16 protein-coding genes are annotated in these 19,418 nt (G+C 55.2%); 9 read left to right on the top strand and 7 right to left on the bottom strand.

What is annotated here, in order from left to right:
* The 3 genes from fkpB to dapB all read left to right on the top strand — a co-directional run bounded on the left by fkpB (nt 1) and on the right by dapB (nt 2,444).
* Nucleotides 1-471, top strand: a complete 471-nt coding sequence (gene fkpB, locus EGO56_RS16060; protein WP_135910139.1) for an FKBP-type peptidyl-prolyl cis-trans isomerase — start codon at nt 1-3, stop codon at nt 469-471.
* Nucleotides 452-1,405: a 4-hydroxy-3-methylbut-2-enyl diphosphate reductase gene (ispH, locus tag EGO56_RS16055; protein ID WP_013356728.1), complete on the top strand. Its 954-nt coding sequence runs from the start codon at nt 452-454 to the stop codon at nt 1,403-1,405. Before fkpB ends, ispH begins: the two co-directional genes overlap by 20 nt.
* Before the next feature lie 223 nt (nt 1,406-1,628).
* A complete protein-coding gene (gene dapB, locus EGO56_RS16050) occupies nt 1,629-2,444 on the top strand; it encodes a 4-hydroxy-tetrahydrodipicolinate reductase (protein WP_135910137.1) in 816 nt (271 codons plus the stop codon).
* A gap of 186 nt (nt 2,445-2,630) precedes the next feature.
* Here the strand turns inward: dapB and EGO56_RS22350 are convergent, their stop codons facing one another.
* On the bottom strand, nt 2,631-2,798 hold the full coding sequence (locus EGO56_RS22350) for a hypothetical protein (RefSeq protein ID WP_167493440.1): 168 nt from the start codon (nt 2,796-2,798) through the stop codon (nt 2,631-2,633).
* Nucleotides 2,799-2,913: 115 nt separating this feature from the next.
* Here EGO56_RS22350 and carA point away from each other — a divergent pair, with 115 nt between their 5' ends.
* The 5 genes from carA to EGO56_RS16025 all read left to right on the top strand — a co-directional run bounded on the left by carA (nt 2,914) and on the right by EGO56_RS16025 (nt 11,573).
* Nucleotides 2,914-4,062 (top strand): glutamine-hydrolyzing carbamoyl-phosphate synthase small subunit, encoded by a 1,149-nt coding sequence (gene carA / locus EGO56_RS16045; protein WP_135910135.1) that lies wholly within the window; start codon nt 2,914-2,916, stop codon nt 4,060-4,062.
* Nucleotides 4,063-4,076: 14 nt separating this feature from the next.
* A complete protein-coding gene (gene carB / locus EGO56_RS16040; RefSeq protein ID WP_013356733.1) occupies nt 4,077-7,304 on the top strand; it encodes a carbamoyl-phosphate synthase large subunit in 3,228 nt (1,075 codons plus the stop codon).
* A gap of 252 nt (nt 7,305-7,556) precedes the next feature.
* Nucleotides 7,557-8,696, top strand: coding sequence for a porin (locus EGO56_RS16035; protein WP_135910133.1), 1,140 nt, complete (start codon nt 7,557-7,559; stop codon nt 8,694-8,696).
* Between the two features lie 420 nt (nt 8,697-9,116).
* Nucleotides 9,117-9,599 (top strand): type 3 dihydrofolate reductase, encoded by a 483-nt coding sequence (gene folA, locus EGO56_RS16030; protein WP_013356735.1) that lies wholly within the window; start codon nt 9,117-9,119, stop codon nt 9,597-9,599.
* Nucleotides 9,600-9,689: 90 nt separating this feature from the next.
* The gene (locus tag EGO56_RS16025) at nt 9,690-11,573 is read left to right on the top strand and encodes a PhoX family protein (RefSeq protein ID WP_135910131.1); all 1,884 of its coding nucleotides are present in this window, start codon (nt 9,690-9,692) and stop codon (nt 11,571-11,573) included.
* Nucleotides 11,574-11,607: 34 nt separating this feature from the next.
* On the opposite strand, the gene apaH is transcribed toward EGO56_RS16025, so the two are convergent.
* The 6 genes from apaH to lptD are packed head-to-tail and all read right to left on the bottom strand — an operon-like array spanning nt 11,608 to nt 18,421.
* Entirely contained in the window at nt 11,608-12,465 is an 858-nt protein-coding gene (gene apaH, locus EGO56_RS16020; RefSeq protein ID WP_033781834.1) for a bis(5'-nucleosyl)-tetraphosphatase (symmetrical) ApaH, read from the bottom strand.
* A 53-nt stretch (nt 12,466-12,518) separates the two neighbouring features.
* Nucleotides 12,519-12,896, bottom strand: coding sequence for a Co2+/Mg2+ efflux protein ApaG (gene apaG, locus EGO56_RS16015; RefSeq protein WP_013356738.1), 378 nt, complete (start codon nt 12,894-12,896; stop codon nt 12,519-12,521).
* 3 nt (nt 12,897-12,899) lie between these two features.
* A complete protein-coding gene (gene rsmA, locus EGO56_RS16010; protein WP_033781836.1) occupies nt 12,900-13,721 on the bottom strand; it encodes a 16S rRNA (adenine(1518)-N(6)/adenine(1519)-N(6))-dimethyltransferase RsmA in 822 nt (273 codons plus the stop codon).
* The gene (gene pdxA, locus EGO56_RS16005) at nt 13,714-14,706 is read right to left on the bottom strand and encodes a 4-hydroxythreonine-4-phosphate dehydrogenase PdxA (RefSeq protein ID WP_135910129.1); all 993 of its coding nucleotides are present in this window, start codon (nt 14,704-14,706) and stop codon (nt 13,714-13,716) included. Before pdxA ends, rsmA begins: the two co-directional genes overlap by 8 nt.
* Nucleotides 14,696-15,991 (bottom strand): peptidylprolyl isomerase SurA, encoded by a 1,296-nt coding sequence (gene surA, locus EGO56_RS16000; protein ID WP_033731525.1) that lies wholly within the window; start codon nt 15,989-15,991, stop codon nt 14,696-14,698. Before surA ends, pdxA begins: the two co-directional genes overlap by 11 nt.
* A 54-nt stretch (nt 15,992-16,045) precedes the next feature.
* Nucleotides 16,046-18,421 carry an LPS assembly protein LptD gene (gene lptD, locus EGO56_RS15995; RefSeq protein WP_135910127.1) on the bottom strand — a complete coding sequence of 792 codons (2,376 nt, stop codon included), beginning with the start codon at nt 18,419-18,421 and terminating at the stop codon, nt 16,046-16,048.
* 182 nt (nt 18,422-18,603) lie between these two features.
* Between lptD and djlA the strand changes: the two genes are divergently transcribed.
* Complete coding sequence (gene djlA, locus EGO56_RS15990) at nt 18,604-19,413, top strand: co-chaperone DjlA (protein WP_013356743.1); 810 nt, start codon at nt 18,604-18,606, stop codon at nt 19,411-19,413.
* Nucleotides 19,414-19,418 lie beyond the last annotated feature (5 nt).

Genomic DNA, 19,418 nt, shown 5'->3' with positions numbered 1-19,418 from the left:
ATGACTGAGTCCGTACAGCGCGAAAGCGCGGTGTTGGTGCATTTTACGCTGAAGCTGGAAGATGGCTCGACGGCGGAATCGACCCGTGCAAACGGCAAGCCCGCGCTGTTCCGTCTCGGTGATGGCAGCCTCTCTGCGGCACTTGAGCAGGCACTGCTGGGGCTGAAAGCGGGTGAAACTAAGCAGTTCACCCTTGAGCCGGAAGACGCCTTTGGCGGCGTCAGCCCTGACCTGATTCAGTATTTCTCGCGTCGTGATTTTATCGACGCAGGTGAACCGGAAGTGGGTGCCATCATGCTGTTCAGCGGCATGGGCGGCAGTGAAATGCCAGGCGTGATCCGTGAGGTCTCCGGCGATTCTATCACCGTGGATTTCAACCATCCGCTGGCAGGTCGTCGTATTCAGTTTGATGTAGAAGTACTGGAAATCGATCCGGTACTGGAGGCGAACGATGCAAATCCTGTTAGCTAATCCGCGCGGCTTCTGCGCTGGCGTTGATCGCGCCATCAGTATTGTTGAGCGTGCGCTGGAGATGTATGGCGCGCCCATCTACGTCCGTCATGAAGTGGTGCATAACCGTTACGTGGTGAACAGCCTGCGTGAGCGCGGTGCTATCTTCATTGAAGAGATCAGTGAAGTGCCGGATGACGCGATTCTGATCTTCTCGGCGCACGGTGTTTCTCAGGCGGTGCGTGCCGAAGCCAAAGCGCGCAATCTGACCATGCTGTTCGACGCCACCTGTCCGCTGGTGACCAAAGTGCATATGGAAGTGGCGCGCGCCAGCCGTAAAGGCGTGGAAGCGATATTGATTGGTCATGCGGGTCATCCGGAAGTTGAAGGCACTATGGGGCAGTACAACAACCCTAATGGTGGCATGTATCTGGTGGAGTCACCGGAAGATGTCTTCAGGCTGACCGTTAAAGACGAAAACAATCTGAGCTTCATGACGCAGACCACGCTCTCTGTGGACGACACCTCTGACATCATTGATGCCCTGCGTCAGCGTTTCCCGGCGATCATCGGGCCGCGTAAAGATGATATCTGCTACGCCACCACCAACCGTCAGGAAGCCGTTCGCACGCTGGCGAAAGATGCGGAAGTGGTGCTGGTGGTCGGTTCGAAAAACTCCTCGAACTCTAACCGTCTGGCCGAACTGGCACAGCGTGCCGGTAAGCTGGCGAAGCTGATCGACTCTGCGGATGATATTCAGGAAGAGTGGGTAAAAGGCGTGGCCTGTATTGGTGTGACCGCAGGTGCCTCAGCCCCCGATATTCTGGTGCAGCAGGTGATCCAGCGACTGCGTGAGCTCGGCGGTGAAGCGGCGATTGAGCTGATTGGCCGTGAAGAGAATATTGTTTTCGAAGTGCCTAAAGAGCTGCGCGTCGAAGTACGTAACGTGCAGTAACTCTTCGATATAACTGATAAAAAGGCCGACTCTGTTCGGCCTTTTTTGTTTTTCTGGCCAGACTGAAAAGGCCGTTGTTTGCCGTCGTGATTGCTTTTACTGATAATCACAGGCGGCTGGCATAAAATTCTTATTATCACGGATTAATAGTGGCGTGACTGTTAACTCATCGTTAACCTGATGACGCTTTGGATGCATAGTTTTGTTTTAGGAATGAATAAATATGAACACTATCCGCATTGCTATTGTAGGCGCGCCAGGCCGAATGGGCCGTAATCTGATTCAGGCGACGCAGCAGGCAGAGGGCACAGAACTGGGTGCCGCACTGGCACGCCCGGGTTCATCGCTGACCGGCAGCGACGCTGGTGAATTAGCGGGCATCGGCAAGAACGGCATTCTTATCGCTGACGATTTACGCGCGGTGATAAACGACTTTGATGTGCTAATCGACTTCACCCGCCCGGAGGGCACGCTGGAGTATATGGCGATCTGCCGTGAGCAGGGTAAAGCGATGGTCATTGGCACCACCGGTTTTGATGAGGCAGGCAAAGCGGCCATTCGCGCGGCGGCAGAAGATATCGCCATCGTGTTCGCTGCGAACTTCAGTGTGGGGGTTAACCTGGTGCTGAAGCTGCTGGAGAAGGCCGCTAAAGTGATGGGTGAGTACGCGGATATTGAGATCGTTGAAGCACACCACCGTCACAAAGTGGATGCGCCGTCTGGCACCGCACTGGCGATGGGTGAGGCGATAGCTGACGCGATGCAGTGGAAACTGGATGAGCATGCAGTCTATACGCGTGAAGGCCACACGGGGGAACGCCAGCCGCAGACCATCGGTTTTGCGACGGTGCGCGCAGGTGACATCGTCGGTGAGCATACAGCGATGTTTGCAGATATCGGTGAGCGGGTAGAGATAACCCACAAGGCTTCGAGTCGTATGACCTTTGCAAATGGTGCAGTTAAGTCAGCTTTGTGGCTGAAAGATAAAAAATCTGGCCTGTTTGATATGCGGGATGTGCTGGATTTGTCGATGTTGTAAGTGTTGTGAGCCATCGTGATGTGGTTATTTCAATCGGTAATTGATTGATTGAAAAGGGGCAATTTTTTCATTGCCCTTAATTTTATCTGAAAAATACCATTCTGATTTAAAATATCCATCTGATGCTTATTTTTATCTGTTTTTCAGGTTTAGCAGCCCTGTGAAACACCATTTTTGACCATTTGGTCAAAAATAAAGGCCCTGCTGCGCCGATTTCGTTTTTACGCCGCCTGGCAAACGATTATTCCGCCGGGTTTTCTCCTCTTTTTGCCGCTTATACTTGGTTTTTTCCTCATAAGGCAGATAATCATTAAAAAATATCGCTTCAGGGTAGACAATGACCAGGGCGATCATTAGAATGCGCGCAATTTGCCAAAAATCGACAATTCAGGCGGTTTTTGCATTGATTCAGGCGGCTATTTTGAATTAATATGCAGATATATTGACTGTTTATTCCCTGGAGGATGTTTTGATCAAGTCAGCAATCCTGGTTCTGGAAGACGGAACCCAATTCCACGGTCGGGCCATCGGGGCAACAGGATCGGCAGTGGGAGAAGTCGTTTTCAACACTTCAATGACCGGTTATCAAGAAATCCTCACTGATCCTTCCTATTCCCGCCAAATCGTTACTCTCACTTATCCCCATATCGGTAATGTCGGTGCCAATGCCGCCGATGAAGAATCCAGCCAGATTCACGCGCAGGGCCTGGTTATTCGTGACTTGCCGCTGATTGCCAGCAACTTCCGTAGCGAAGAGGGCTTATCGGCTTACCTGCAGCGCAACAACATCGTGGCGATTGCCGATATCGATACCCGCAAGCTGACGCGCCTGCTGCGTGAGAAAGGGGCGCAGAACGGCTGCATTATTGCTGGCGACAATCCGGATGCTGCGCTGGCGCTGCAAAAAGCCCAGGCGTTCCCGGGACTGAAAGGAATGGATCTGGCGAAAGAGGTCTGCACCACGGAGACTTACAGCTGGCAGCAGGGCAGCTGGACACTGGACGCGGGTCTGCCAGAGCAGGCTGCTGCGGAGTCGCTGCCTTACCATGTGGTGGCTTACGACTACGGCGCTAAGCGCAACATCCTGCGCATGCTGGTCGATCGCGGCTGCCGTCTGACCGTAGTTCCGGCACAGACACCTGCCGAAGAGGTCCTGAAGCTGAACCCGGATGGCATTTTCCTCTCCAACGGTCCCGGCGACCCGGAGCCGTGCGACTACGCCATCAGCGCGATGCAGGCCTTCCTGAAAACCGAGATCCCGGTGTTCGGTATCTGCCTGGGTCATCAGTTGCTGGCGCTGGCCAGCGGGGCTAAGACCGTGAAGATGAAGCTCGGCCACCACGGCGGCAACCATCCGGTGAAAGATCTCGAAAACAATCGCGTCATGATCACCGCCCAGAACCACGGTTTTGCAGTCGATGAGAACAATCTGCCCGCGAATCTGCGTGTGACCCACATTTCGCTGTTCGATAAAACCGTCCAGGGCATTCACCGCACTGACAAGCCCGCATTCAGCTTCCAGGGACACCCGGAAGCCAGTCCGGGTCCCGGTGATGCTGCGCCGCTGTTTGACCACTTTATTGAATTGATTGACGCATTCCGTCTGCAAGCGAAGTAATCAGGAGCTAATTCATGCCAAAACGTACAGACCTAAAATCCATCCTGATTCTTGGTGCCGGTCCGATTGTGATCGGCCAGGCCTGCGAATTTGACTATTCCGGTGCGCAGGCGTGTAAAGCGCTGCGTGAAGAGGGCTACCGCGTTATTCTGGTGAACTCTAACCCGGCAACGATTATGACCGACCCGGAAATGGCCGATGCAACCTACATTGAGCCGATTCACTGGGAAGTGGTGCGCAAAATCATCGAAAAAGAGCGCCCGGATGCGGTACTGCCAACGATGGGTGGCCAGACAGCGCTGAACTGTGCGCTGGAGCTGGAACGCCATGGCGTGCTGGAAGAGTTTGGCGTCACCATGATTGGCGCGACCGCTGATGCCATCGACAAAGCGGAAGATCGTCGTCGCTTCGACGTGGCGATGAAAAGTATCGGTCTGGATACCGCGCGCTCCGGCATTGCGCATACCATGGAAGAAGCGCTGGCCGTGGCAGAAGATGTTGGCTTCCCTTGCATCATCCGCCCCTCCTTTACCATGGGCGGTACCGGTGGCGGCATCGCCTATAACCGCGAAGAGTTTGAAGAGATTTGCGAACGCGGTCTCGACCTCTCTCCGACCAATGAGCTGCTGATTGATGAGTCGCTGATTGGCTGGAAAGAGTATGAAATGGAAGTGGTGCGCGATAAGAACGATAACTGCATCATCGTCTGCTCCATTGAAAACTTCGACGCCATGGGCATTCACACCGGTGACTCCATCACGGTCGCACCTGCCCAGACGCTGACCGACAAAGAGTATCAGATCATGCGTAACGCCTCGCTGGCGGTACTGCGTGAAATCGGTGTTGAAACCGGCGGCTCCAACGTGCAGTTCTCGGTTAACCCGAAAGATGGTCGCCTGATTGTCATCGAGATGAACCCACGCGTGTCGCGCTCTTCGGCGCTGGCCTCTAAAGCGACTGGCTTCCCGATTGCGAAAGTGGCGGCCAAACTGGCGGTGGGCTACACCCTCGACGAGCTGATGAACGATATCACCGGCGGTTTAACACCGGCCTCGTTCGAGCCGTCAATCGATTACGTCGTCACCAAGATTCCGCGTTTCAACTTTGAAAAATTTGCCGGTGCCAACGATCGCCTGACCACGCAGATGAAGTCGGTGGGTGAAGTGATGGCGATTGGCCGCACATTCCAGGAATCGATGCAGAAAGCGCTGCGCGGTCTGGAAGTGGGCGCTAATGGCTTCGACCCGAAAGTCCACCTGGACGATCCGGAAGCGTTAACCCGCATCCGCCGCGAGCTGAAAGATGCCGGTTCAGACCGCATCTGGTACATCGCAGACGCTTTCCGCGCTGGCATGTCGGTTGATGGCGTGTTCAATCTGACCAACATTGACCGCTGGTTCCTGGTGCAGATTGAAGAGCTGGTGCGGCTGGAAGATCAGGTGGCAAGCGAAGGAGTGAATAGCCTGGATGCCACGTTCCTGCGTACCCTGAAGCGCAAAGGCTTTGCTGATGCGCGGCTGGCGACGCTGGCGGGTGTGGCAGAGAGCGAAATCCGCAAGCTGCGTCAGCAGTTTAACCTGCACCCGGTTTATAAGCGTGTCGATACCTGTGCCGCCGAGTTCGCCACCGACACCGCCTACATGTACTCCACCTATGAGGAGGAGTGTGAAGCCAACCCGAGTCCGGATCGCGAAAAAATCATGATTCTGGGTGGTGGACCAAACCGTATCGGTCAGGGTATCGAATTCGACTACTGTTGCGTTCACGCCGCTCTGGCGCTTCGTGAAGATGGTTACCAGACCATTATGGTCAACTGTAACCCGGAAACGGTTTCGACCGATTATGACACCTCCGACCGCCTCTACTTTGAGCCGGTCACGCTGGAAGACGTGCTGGAGATTGTGCGCATCGAGCAGCCTAAAGGCGTCATCGTGCAGTATGGCGGTCAGACCCCGCTGAAACTGGCGCGTGCGCTGGAAGCCGCAGGCGTGCCGGTTATCGGCACCAGCCCGGATTCCATTGACCGTGCGGAAGACCGTGAACGTTTCCAGCAGGCGGTTGATCGCCTGAAACTGAAGCAACCGGCTAACGCCACGGTAGCGACGCTGGAGCAGGCGGTCGAGAAAGCCGCTGGCCTGGGTTATCCGCTGGTGGTGCGTCCTTCTTATGTACTGGGCGGCCGTGCCATGGAGATCGTCTACGACGAGATCGACCTGAGACGCTACTTCCAGACGGCGGTTTCGGTTTCCAACGATGCGCCGGTACTGCTGGATCGCTTCCTGGATGATGCGGTCGAAGTGGATGTGGATGCGATTTGCGACGGTGAGCGGGTGCTGATTGGCGGTATCATGGAACACATTGAGCAGGCTGGCGTTCACTCCGGTGACTCCGCCTGTTCACTGCCGGCCTACACGCTGAATCAGGAGATTCAGAACGTGATGCGCCAGCAGGTTGAGAAGCTGGCGTTTGAGCTGAACGTTCGTGGCCTGATGAACGTTCAGTTCGCGGTGAAAGACAACGAAGTCTATCTGATCGAAGTTAACCCACGAGCGGCGCGTACCGTTCCGTTCGTCTCTAAAGCGACCGGCGTTCCGCTGGCGAAAGTGGCCGCGCGCGTGATGGCAGGTAAAACACTGGCAGAGCAGGGCGTCACGGAAGAAGTGATTCCGCCTTACTACTCCGTCAAAGAAGTGGTATTGCCGTTCAACAAGTTCCAGGGCGTTGACCCGATTCTGGGACCAGAAATGCGTTCTACCGGTGAAGTCATGGGCGTGGGCCGCACGTTCGCTGAGGCATTCTCCAAAGCGATGCTGGGCGCACAAAGCAACATGAAGAAGTCGGGCCGTGCGCTGCTGTCGGTGCGTGAAGGCGACAAGAAACGTATCGTCGACCTGGCCGCGAAGCTGCAGAAGTTTGGTTTCGAACTGGATGCGACTCATGGCACGGCGGTGGTGCTGGGCGAAGCGGGCATCAATCCGCGCCTGGTCAACAAGGTGCATGAAGGACGTCCACACATTCAGGACCGCCTGAAGAATGGCGAGTATAGCTATATCGTCAATACCACGGCGGGTCGTCAGGCGATTGAAGATTCGAAGCTGATTCGCCGCAGCGCACTGCAGTATAAAGTGCACTACGACACCACGCTGAACGGCGGCTTCGCCACTGCGATGGCGCTGAATGCTGACCCGACGGAACAGGTTATCTCCGTTCAGGAAATGCATGCCCAGATAAAGGCGATGTAAGATAATGTAGTGTGAAAAGCGGCTCCTGCGGGAGCCGTTTTTTTTGCCACTTATCTGGCGATAATCCGAATTCCAGGTTCAGGTAAAGCAAAGCATTTGCGTTAAAGTGACTGATTTGGCTTAATTTTTTAGCTTTAGGTGCGAATGAGGCCGGTTCGCACAAATTTATAAGATAAACACTTCCTGTGCGGATTTTTCGCCAGTACTATGCCTGCCGCTTATCACTGAAGCGTATCAGGACATAAATAAAAAATGAAAATGCGTACTTTTTCTCTGAGTGCAGTGGCTGCACTGATGGTTACTCTTCCTTTCGCCAGTCAGGCGGAAATTACCCTGTTAAAACAGGATCCGCAGGCAGGCGATCCGCTTAGCCGTCTTACCCTTAATGTTGGCGGCAGCATCCGTGCTCAGGTCAATCATCAGACCGGCGTGGGTGACAAATCCTACAAGCGTGACGGTTTCGATGGCGGCACCCGTTTTCGTTTCGGCGCGGATTACTACCTGTTTGATGACGTTAGCTGGATCAGCTACTACGAGCTGGGCGTTAACATCCCGGCAGTGTTCAGCTGGGATCGTCACTATGCCGATGGTGCCAATAACACCACGCGTCGCCAGCTCTACACCGGTCTGAAAAGCAAAACCTGGGGTCAGCTTACCTTTGGTCAGCAGAACAGCGTCTATTACGACACCGTGGGCGCTAAGACAGATATCTGGGATTACGATATGGTTGGCCAGGCACCGGGCAACGGTATCAATGGCGACTACGACGGATCTTACCGCTCACGTAAACAGCTGAAGTATAAAAACAGCTTCGGCGACGCGGATGTCTACGCTTCTTATCTGTTCGAAGACAACGAGTATCTGCCAGGCAACGGCCTGCGCTATAAGCGCAAAGGCGGCGGCTCGCTCGGCGTGGATTACCACATCACTGACGATCTGAGCTGGGGCACGGCATGGAACTACACCCGCGCGGCGATGCGTAACCCGAACAACGGCGACAGTCACGATTACGACCAGAACATTTACGGCACCGCACTGAGCTGGACACCAGGCAACTGGACGCTGTCAGCCGGTGGTGGCTGGTATGAAAACTTCATGACCACCAAACGCAAAGATGTCCATAACTACTTTGCGGGCGATGCGTGGGGCATTGAATATTTCGCCGGTTACAAGATCCCGGTGGCGCAGTATGGTCTGAAAGCCGTCCAGCCTTATGTCATGGGTGACCGCATCGAGTATGCGACAGGCCGTGATTACCTGCGCATCGACAACGGTCTGGGTGTGACGCTGTTCCTCGACTATGGTTTCCGCGTTGATTACGAACATGTCTTCACCTCCAGCACCGATAACCTGGGTGATATGAATCTGGTGCGTCTGCGCTACGACTTCTGATCATCCTGACGAGCCTTAATCAGGCTTGCAGCGATAAACGATCTTAACGGGCAGGGAACACAGGCAGAGGAGGAAAGCGTCCCGCGCCATGGACGGCGCGGGCCGAGCGGTCATGGATGACAGCTTTTGCGTCTTTCCGATCTGACTGTGTTCCCTGTGCTGCACAGATCTTACCGCTAGCCAGACCAGGCTTTACGGCTCCTCCGGGAGCCGTTTCCTTTTGCACACGCTTTTTGTGCAAGCATGAGGCAAATCGCTGGCGTGCTGCAGCAAACTGACGCGATTACGCGGTGAAAAACGCTGCACAGACCGTGAAAAACGGCGTCCTGAAAAGGTTTACGCAATTAGACCTTTCCCCCTATCGACGAAAGTTTCACCTTTACGTATCATGGCGCCAATTTTTTTCAGTGAGTGGTTAACATGATTAGTCTTATCGCGGCATTAGCAGCAGATCGCATTATTGGGATGGAGAACGCCATGCCGTGGGACCTGCCTGCAGATCTGGCGTGGTTCAAACGCAATACGCTGAAGAAACCGGTCATTATGGGCCGACTGACCTTTGAATCCATCGGGCGCCCGTTACCTGGCCGGCTGAACATCGTTGTCAGCAGTAAGCCAGGCACCACGGAAGGCGTCACCTGGGTTACGTCGCTGGATGAGGCGTTACAGGCAGCCGGTGATGCAGAAGAGATCATGGTGATTGGTGGTGGACGTGTCTACGAGCAGATGCTGAAGCGTGCCGATCGTCTCTATCTGACGCACATTGATGCGGAAGTGGAAGGCGATACGCAGTTCCCGGATTACGAGCCGGATGAGTGGCAGTCCACGTTCAGCGAATTCCACGACGCTGATGAGCAGAACTCCCACAGCTACTGCTTTGAGATCCTCGACCGTCGCCGTTAATCCTCTTCCAGTCCGGCTGTAACCTGGCTGTCATCTCTGTTTATTAGCATTGCTTCTTTTCTGGGAACGTCATAAAGGAAGCAATCAATAATGAAAACCGAACTCTCCGCATTAAGCACTGACCGCCTTCGTGATCCACATCGCCGTAAATTTCTTGCCGGTTCCGGTGCGATAGGGCTGACCGGCTTTCTCAGCGGCGGCCTGGCGCTCTCATCCAGCGCACTGGCGCAGACGAAGCCTGCCGGCAGCCCACTACTGGGCTTTCAGGCGATTGCTGCATCCACGGCCGATGAGGTTGTGGTCGCTCCCGGCTATCGTGCTGACGTGCTGATCTCCTGGGGTGATCCGCTGGTGAATGGCGCGGCCGCGTTTGACCCGCTGGGCAATAACAGCGCGGAAGATCAGGAAAAGCAGTTCGGTGATAACAACGACGGGATGAGCTTCTTCACGATTAATGACCACCGTGGCGTGATGGCGATTAACAATGAGTATGTGAATGAGCCGACGCTGTTTGCCCACGGCGGTAGCAAAGCGACCAGCCTGGAAGATGTGAGGAAGTCACAGGCGGCACACGGCGTCTCCATCGTTGAAGTTAAACGGGGTGAAGACAATCGCTGGCAGGTGGTACGTCCTTCTGACTACAACCGCCGCATTACTGCCAATACGCCTATGCGGTTTTCCGGACCGGCCGCCGGTGATAACGCGCTGAAGACCGCGGCTGACCCCCAGGGAATGCATGTCCTTGGCACCTTTGGTAACTGTGCCAACGGTAAAACGCCGTGGGGCACCTATCTCACCTGTGAAGAGAACTACGACACCTACTTTGGCACTCATCAGGCAGACTTTACCCCGACTCCACAGCAGAAGCGTTACACCCTGAATGCCGCCGAGCCGGAGCGCAACTGGTCTGACTTTGATCCCCGCTTCGATATCGCGAAGAATCCCAACGAATTTAATCGCCACGGCTGGATTGTCGAGATCGATCCCTCCGATCCTCATTCCGTGCCGGTCAAACGTACCGCGCTGGGCCGCTTTAAGCACGAGAACGCGGCGGTGACGGTTGCGAAAACCGGGCAACTGGTGGTTTACATGGGCGACGATGAGCGCGGCGAATATATCTATAAATATGTCTCCGACGACAAGGTCATCCCGGATGATGCCAAAGCCAGTCAGGGATTGCTGGATAAGGGCACGCTCTATGTGGCGCAGTTCAACGGCGATGCGCAGGGCACACCGCTGAAAGGCACCGGGCGCTGGCTGGCGCTGAAGTGGGGCGAAAATGGACTCACCGCTGAGAAGGGCTTTAACAGTCAGGCTGATGTCCTGATCAATGCACGTGCTGCGGCCGATGTGGTGAACGCCACGCGGATGGACCGGCCCGAGTGGATTGCCGTTAACCCGCACGATGGCCGTGCCTACTGCACCCTGACCAACAATAACAAGCGCGGCAATGAGGGCATGCCGGTCAATGCGGCGAATCCGCGGCCCAAAAATATCTACGGTCAGATTATCCGCTGGGATGAAAAGGGCGATGCTACGGCACAGACCTTTGAGTGGGATATCTATGCGTTGTGCGGTAACCCGATAGCGCATCCCGAGGGGATCTATCGCGGCACACCCAACATCACTGCTGAAAACACCTTCAATAGTCCGGATGGCCTGGGCTTTGATGCGCACGGGCGCTTATGGATCCTGACTGACGGCAAGTACAGTAACAAAGAGGATTATCAGGGGCAGGGGAATAATCAGATGCTGGTGGGGGATCCTGACAGCGGAGAAATCCGCCGCTTTATGGTCGGCCCCAAATCGTGCGAGCTGACCGGTATTACCTTCACGCCCGACTACAAAACATTGTTCGTGAACGTGCAGCATCCCGGTGAAGAGGGTGACTCGCACTTTCCCAATAACAGTCCACGCCCACGCTCATCGGTGATCATGATCACCCGTGAAGATGGCGGCATCATCGGCGCATAAAACAGGAGGCTGGCCTGACGGGCCAGCATCAAAGTTACAACGTGGGTGGTGCCAGACTGTCGCTGGAGGCCAGCGCTTTTTCGCGATTGGAGTGCTGTACCACATAACGCTGATCTTCCCAGTGCAGCAGGGTCAGCGTTCCGCCCCAGCAGCAGCCGGTATCCAGACCAATAATGCCTTCTGGTGTTCCTTTGCCTTCCAGCGACGCCCAGTGACCAAACACGATGGTGTAGTCACGTGCGACCGGTCCCTCGATGTTAAACCAGGGTTTCAGCGGCGGAAGGGCGGATTCAGGGGCATCTTTGCAGATCATGTCCAGCTGGCCGTTGGGGAAGCAGTAACGCATGCGGGTCAGGGCGTTGGTGCTGAAGCGCAGACGCGCCAGGCCGGTCAAATCCTCACTCCAGTTGTTCGGCATATCGCCATACATGGCATCCAGGAACAGCGGATAACTGTCGCTGGCGAGCACCGCTTCAACTTCACGCGCGCACTTTTTCGCAGTCTCAATATCCCACTGCGGCGTGATACCGGCGTGGCCCATCACCAGCTTTTTCTCTTCATCCACCTGTAACAGCGGCTGACGGCGCAGCCAGTTGATCAGCTCATCTGCATCGTCCGCTTCGAGCAGGGGCGTCAGGCGATCTTTAGGCTTGTTACGGCTGATACCGGCGTAGACCGCCAGCAGATGCAAATCGTGATTGCCCAGCACCAGACGTACCGCGTCACCCAGCGATTTCACGTAGCGCAGGACGTCAAGGGAGCCCGGACCGCGTGCCACCAGGTCGCCGGTCAGCCACAGCGTATCCTGTTCAGGATTGAAATCGACCTGTTGCAGCAACGCACGTAATTCATCGTAGCAACCGTGAACATCGCCAATCAGGTATGTGCTCATAACGTTTTATCCATCAGGAAGGTGCCCGACTTAACGGGCAAAAAGCGTGTAAATCAATGAATGTGGGTCTGAATAGCGAGGCGGAACACCGGGATCTCGACGTGGAAAGTATCACCCTGTTCGTCGACCATCACATAATGCCCCTGCATGGTGCCCATCGGCGTTTCGATCACGGCACCGCTGGTGTACTGAAATTCATTGCCAGGCGCAATAAACGGCTGTTCACCGACCACGCCTTCACCCTGAACTTCCGTTTCGCGGCCATTACCGTTGGTAATCAGCCAGTAACGTCCCAGCAGTTGCACGGAGGAACGGCCCAGATTGCGTATCGTAATGGTATAGGCGAAGACGTAACGATCATCATCCGGTGAGGATTGTGAGGCAACGTACTGGCTTTGCACATGGACGGAGACGCGGGCCGTTTCACTCATGACTTACTCCTGCGATTTTCCCTGATGATTCGCCAGCCAGTTTGCCAGCTGACAATATTGCGCGACGGAGACGTTCTCGGCACGCAGGGTTGGATCTATGGATAACTCTTCCAGTGCCCCGGCAGCCACCATGTGGCTCAGGCTGTTGCGCAGCGTTTTGCGGCGCTGGCCGAATGCTTCCGTGGTAATACGGCTCAGGATGCGCACGTCGCTGACCGGATGAGGCGGCTCAGCAAACGGCACCAGCCGCACTACGGCCGAGTCCACTTTCGGTGGCGGCGTAAAGGAGTGCGGAGGCACTTCCAGCACCGGGATGACCTGGCAGTAATATTGCGCCATTACCGTCAGACGGCCATATGCTTTACTGCCCGGACCGGCGACCAGACGGTTAACCACCTCTTTCTGCAGCATGAAGTGCATATCTTTGATCGAACCAGTATAGCTGAAAAGGTGGAACATCAGCGGGGTCGAAATATTGTACGGCAGGTTACCAAATACCCGCAGCGGCTGGCCTCTCTCCTGCGCCAGCGCGGCGAAGTCGAAGGTCATGGCATCCTGCTGGAAGATAGTCAGTTTCGGGCCAAGGAACGGATGGGTTTCCAGACGCGCAGCGAGGTCGCGGTCCAGTTCTATTACCGTTAATTTATCGAGGCGTTCGCCAACCGGCTCGGTTAAGGCACCCAGGCCCGGGCCGATTTCCACCAGCGCTTCGTCGCGCTGTGGATGGATGGCGGAGACAATGCTGTCGATAATGTACTGATCGTTCAGGAAGTTCTGCCCGAAACGTTTACGGGCGTAGTGCCCCTGATGGACGCGATTATTCATTACTGCTCTTGATCATAGTGATGGCGAGGTTAAGCGCCGTGATGAAGCTGCCCGGTTCAGCCTGACCCAGACCGGCGAGTTCCAGCGCGGTGCCGTGGTCAACGGAAGTCCGGATAAAGGGCAGACCCAGGGTGATATTCACCGCCCGGCCAAACCCCTGAAATTTGAGTACTGGCAGGCCCTGGTCGTGATACATCGCCAGCACCGCATCGGCATACTGCAGATATTTAGGCTGGAAAAGGGTATCCGCAGGCAGCGGGCCGGTCAGATTAATGCCCTGCTGACGCAGTTCGTTGAGTGCTGGCGTGATGATGTCGATCTCTTCCCGACCCATGTGGCCACTTTCACCCGCATGCGGGTTAAGACCACAGACGTAAATATGCGGTTCGGCAATCGCAAATTTCTGCTGCAGATCGCGATGCAGAATCGTGATCACTTCATGCAGACAGTCGCGGGTGACCGCAGCGGGGACATCTTTCAGCGGCAGATGCGTAGTCGCCAGTGCAACGCGCAACTCTTCTGTCGCCAGCATCATAACTACGCGATGGCCACCTGCGCGATCGGCGAAAAATTCGGTATGGCCGGTAAAGGCGATGCCGGCATCATTGATCACACCTTTGTGCACCGGACCGGTTATCAGGGCGGAAAATTCACCGTCGAGACAACCGTCACAGGCGCGTGCCAGCGTTGCCAGTACATAGTCGCTGTTGGCGACGCAGAGTTCACCGGGTGTAACCGTCTCTGCCGTTTCAATGGGCAGGACAGTCAGCGTACCCGCCTGCTGCGGCTCTGCCGCCGCGTCAGGCTGGTAGGTCCGTAGCGTCAGCGGCAGACCAAGTTGGGCCGCACGCTGCTGCAACAGTGCTGGCGAGGCGCACACCACCAGTTCAACCGGCCACGACTGCTGAGCCAGCTGAACGGTGAGATCGGGACCAATCCCGGCGGGTTCGCCGGGCGTGATCACCACACGAAGATTACTGCGCATTGCCATCCAGGATTTTCACGTAGGCGCTGGCGCGTTGTTCCTGCATCCAGGTCTGCGCTTCTTCTGCGAACTTACGGTTAAACAGCATACGGTAAGCACGCTCTTTCTGGGCGGCATCAGTTTTGTCCACCTGACGGCTGTCCAGCAACTGAATCAGATGCCAGCCGAAAGAGGAGTGAACCGGCTGGCTGGTCTGGCCTTTCTGCAGACGCAACAGCGCGTCGCGGAACGCCGGGTCGAAGGATTCCGGTGAGGTCCAGCCAAGATCGCCACCCTGGTTCGCCGAACCCGGGTCATCAGAGTACTGTTTAGCCGCCGCGGCGAAAGTGGTTTTGCCACTGCGGATATCAGCAGCGATCTGTTCCAGCTGCGCGCGTGCCTGTTCGTCTGTCAGAATCGGCGACGGCTTCAGCAGAATATGACGTGAATGGACTTCGGTGACAGAGACATTTTTGCTCTCGCCACGCAGGTCGTTTACTTTCAGGATGTGGAAGCCAACACCTGAGCGAACGGGTCCGACGATATCGCCTTTTTTCGCGGTCGCCAGCGCCTGCGCAAACAGGGTTGGTAACTCTTCGATTTTACCCCAGCCCATGTTGCCGCCTTTCAGCGCCTGAGAGTCGGCAGAGTAGGTTACGGCCATCTTGCCGAAGTCCGCGCCATTTTTCAGTTCGCCAACCAGCTGTTTCGCCAGCGTTTCCTGCTCATCAACCTGCTGCTGCGTCGGGTTTTCCGGCAGCGGCAGCAGAATATGGCTGACGTTCAGTTCGGTGCCCTGACTGTTCTGAGAGCCGATTTGGTTAGCCAGCGTATCGACTTCCTGCGGCAGAATGGTGACGCGACGACGTACTTCGTTGTTGCGCACTTCAGCAATGGTCATTTCTTTACGGATCTGAGAGCGATAAACGCTGTAGTTCATGCCGTCATAAGCCAGACGGCTGCGCAGCTGATCAAGGCTCATGCGGTTCTGCGCAGCGATGTTCTGAATCGCCTGGTCCAGTTGCTCGTCGCTGATCTGGATCCCTGCTTTTTCACCCATCTGCAGAATGATGTTGTCCATGATCTGACGTTCCAGAATCTGATGGCGCAACGTTTTATCATCCGGCAACTGCTGACCTGCCTGCTGGGCCTGAGATTTAACCGTGCCCATCATGCCGTCCACGTCACTCTCAAGAACCACGCCGTTATTGACCACGGCTGCAACTTTATCAACGACTTGTGGTGCTGCGAACGCGGTGTTGGCACTGATTGCCACACCAAGAATCAGCATTCTCCAGTTCTTCATACTTTATCCATTGTTGGTTCCGCACTGCGGGATTGCCTGTCAAACATCACAACATCAGAAAGCGGGCTGGTAAGGGATAATGCCCTGACGCAGCATATCGTTGGTGCCTAAGCCATAGTTAGGACTCAGACCACGCAGCTCAATGTTGAATGAGATTTGGTTGTCATATTTACTGTCGTTGTTTTCCCAACCGTTAATTTTGCGTTCGTAACCGACCCGGATCGCGTAACAGCATGAGCTGTACTGCAGCCCAACCAGCTGCGACGCCGGACGCGTGTTGCGGGTATCGTAGTAGTAAGCACCTACCACAGACCATGCATCCGCAATCGGCCAGCTGGCCGTAGTGCCCACCTGTGAAATCCCGTTTTTGTAGATAGGGTTTGTCACCAGGCTGCTATCGTTCAGCGCGGTCGCTACATATTCCGGGCTGCTGTAACGGTAGCTCAGCTGTACCATGCGGTCGGCATCACGACGGTATTCGAGTACGGTATTGCCCTGGGAGACGTTGTCGAGTTTGGTGTCATATTGCAGCCCACCTCTGACGCCCCAGCGATCGCTGATTTTCCAGTATGTATCACCAGCCCAAATCAGGCTGCCGGTATCATCTTCTTTACTGGTTTGATTCACACCAGTACGAGAAGGGGTAAACGAGTAGATTTGACCCACAGAAACGTTAAAACGTTCAACCAGATCGGTATCATAAATACGCGAGGTGACACCGGTAGCCACTTCATTGGCCGACGCGATGCGATCCAGCCCGCTATAAGTACGATCGCGGAACAGACCGGTGTAGTCGGTTTGCAGCAATGTTGAGTCGTAGGGATAGATGTTGCTCTGATTGCGATACGGGATATAGAGGTACTGCACGCGCGGTTCCAGCGTCTGGGTATAGCCCGCAGCCGAATTCATATCGCGGTCAAACACCAGCCGGCCATCCACTTTAAACTGTGGCAGGGTGCGGTTGACCGACTCATCCAGTTCGCCGCTCTTATCACCCCGAAGACCATTAGCAGCGTTGTTATAGTAATCAACGTCAGTCTGCTGATAGTGGGTCGCCAGGAACTTCGCTTCGGTATCCAGGCTGGCCCAGCCATTGGACAGTGGCAGGTTCAGCGTTGGCTCAACATGCAAGCGGGTCGCCTCGGGATAGCGGCTGTTGACGTTGGTGAACTTCACCGCCTGGGCATAAACGCGGCCATCAAACGGGCCGATATCGTTCTGATAGAGATTAACGTCCAGCTGCGGCATGGCGCGGTAAATGTTATTGCTGGTGGTATTGCCGAATACCTGAAAGTCTTTGGTAGAGAGCGTGGCGTCCCAGTTGGTATCTGAATAGCCAATGCTGAATTTTTGCGTGGCGTAGTTGTCAGTCGAGCTGTAGTACTTCGAGTCGAGATCGTTGAAGTAATATTTGTCGCTGACCTTGGTGTAGTCCGCGTTGAAACGCCAGTGTTGGTCATAAACACCCGCATGACGCCAGTAGAACAGCCAGCGATCGGAGTTAGCGCTTTCGGCGATGCCACGCTCTGATTTGTCGTTATCGTACTGTTTATCGGAACCGAGGTAGTCGAACTCCATCAGACCGGCACCCAGCGTGGTCAGATAACGGAATTCATTTTCAAACTTCATGCCGCGCTTACTGATGTAGTGCGGCGTGATGGTCGCATCGGCCTGTGGCGCGATGTTCCAATAGTAGGGCAGAACGAACTCAAAGCCGTTATTACTGCCATATTTTGCGTTCGGGATCAGGAAACCGGACCGGCGGCGATCGCCAATCGGTAACTGCAGATAGGGGCTGTAGAACACCGGAACCGGACCGAGCTTAAAGCGGGCATTCCAGATCTCCGCCACTTCCTCTTCGCGATCCTGGATCACTTCTGAACCCACTACGCTCCAGCTGTTGGAGCCAGGCAGACAGGAGGTAAAGGTACCGTTTTCCAGAATGGTATAGCGGTTATCGCCGCGCAGCTTCATCTGATCGGCGGTCCCACGTCCCTGACGATCCACCATCTGGTACTGGCCATTCCAGACGTTGGTATCTTTGCTATTGAGGTTTGACCAGGCTTTCGGACCTTTCAGGATGACCTGGTTGTCATCGTAGTGCACATTACCCAGGGCATCGACGGTACGCACGGGCGCGGTCTGGCCTTCCTGCTGACGCTGATGAAGCTGAACTTCATCCGCCTGCATACGGCTGTTGCCCTGCTCAATGTTTACGTTGCCGGTAAAGACCGCATCATTGGGATAGTTCCCTTTCGCGGCATCGGAGTGAATGGTGACAGGCAGCTGGTTCGTATCACCGTTCACCAGCGGGCGGTTGTAACTCGGCACGCCTAACATACACTGCGACATCAAATCGTCGGCAAAGGCTTGCTGGCTAATGGCTGCGCCGATCAGTGTGGCCAGCAGGGTAGGTATATGTTTTTTCATACGCGGTATCGAGAATTCCATGAAAACTGGCATCATGCCGACAATCGGGTCAGAGACTAACTTACTGCCCGGCGTTGCGCCAGTGTTAATCCTGGTCTGTCAGCGTTGCCGTTAGGCGCTGAGATAAATGACAGGTATGATAATGCAATTTTCAGCCGCAAGCATGGCGAATTGAGGAGTTTATGCGCTACTGGGGAAAAGTTATGGGTCTGGCGGTGGGATTACTTTCCGGCGCAGGCTTTTGGGGTATTGTGATCGGTTTGATCATTGGCCATATGATTGACAAAGTACGCGGCGCACAAGGCAAGGCTTACTTCTCAAATAATCAGACCCGACAGACGCTGTTTTTCAGCACGACCTTTCAGGTGATGGGCCATCTGACCAAGTCAAAAGGGCGCGTCACGGAAGCGGATATTCAGATTGCTTCGCTGTTAATGGAACGGATGCAGCTGCACGGTGACTCCCGCAGTGCAGCCCAGCGCGCGTTCCGCGAAGGCAAGCAGGCGGATTACCCGTTACGCAGCAAATTGCGTGAACTGCGCAGCGCCTGTTTTGGCCGGTTCGATCTGATTCGGATGTTCCTGGAGATCCAGATTCAGGCCGCCTTTGCCGACGGCTCACTGCATCCCAATGAGCGTCAGGTGCTCTATGTGATTGCTGAAGAGCTGGGCATTTCACGGGTCCAGTTCGACCAGTTCCTGCGCATGATGGAAGGTGGCCAGCAGTTTGGCGGTGGTCAGCGCAGTTCTGGCGGTTTCCAGCAGGCGCAACGCGGCCCGACGCTGGAAGATGCCTGCAGCGTACTGGGCGTGAAAAGCAGTGATGACGCCACCACCATTAAACGCGCCTATCGCAAACTGATGAGCGAGCATCATCCCGACAAGCTGGTGGCGAAAGGATTACCGCCTGAGATGATGGAGATGGCGAAACAGAAAGCGCAGGAAATTCAGGCGGCGTACGATCTGATTCGCAAAGAGAAAGGCTTTAAATAATCACT

It is taken from the genome of Pantoea vagans (assembly GCF_004792415.1).
GTDB lineage: Bacteria > Pseudomonadota > Gammaproteobacteria > Enterobacterales > Enterobacteriaceae > Pantoea > Pantoea vagans.
This window is presented reverse-complemented; position numbering and strand designations above follow the sequence as displayed.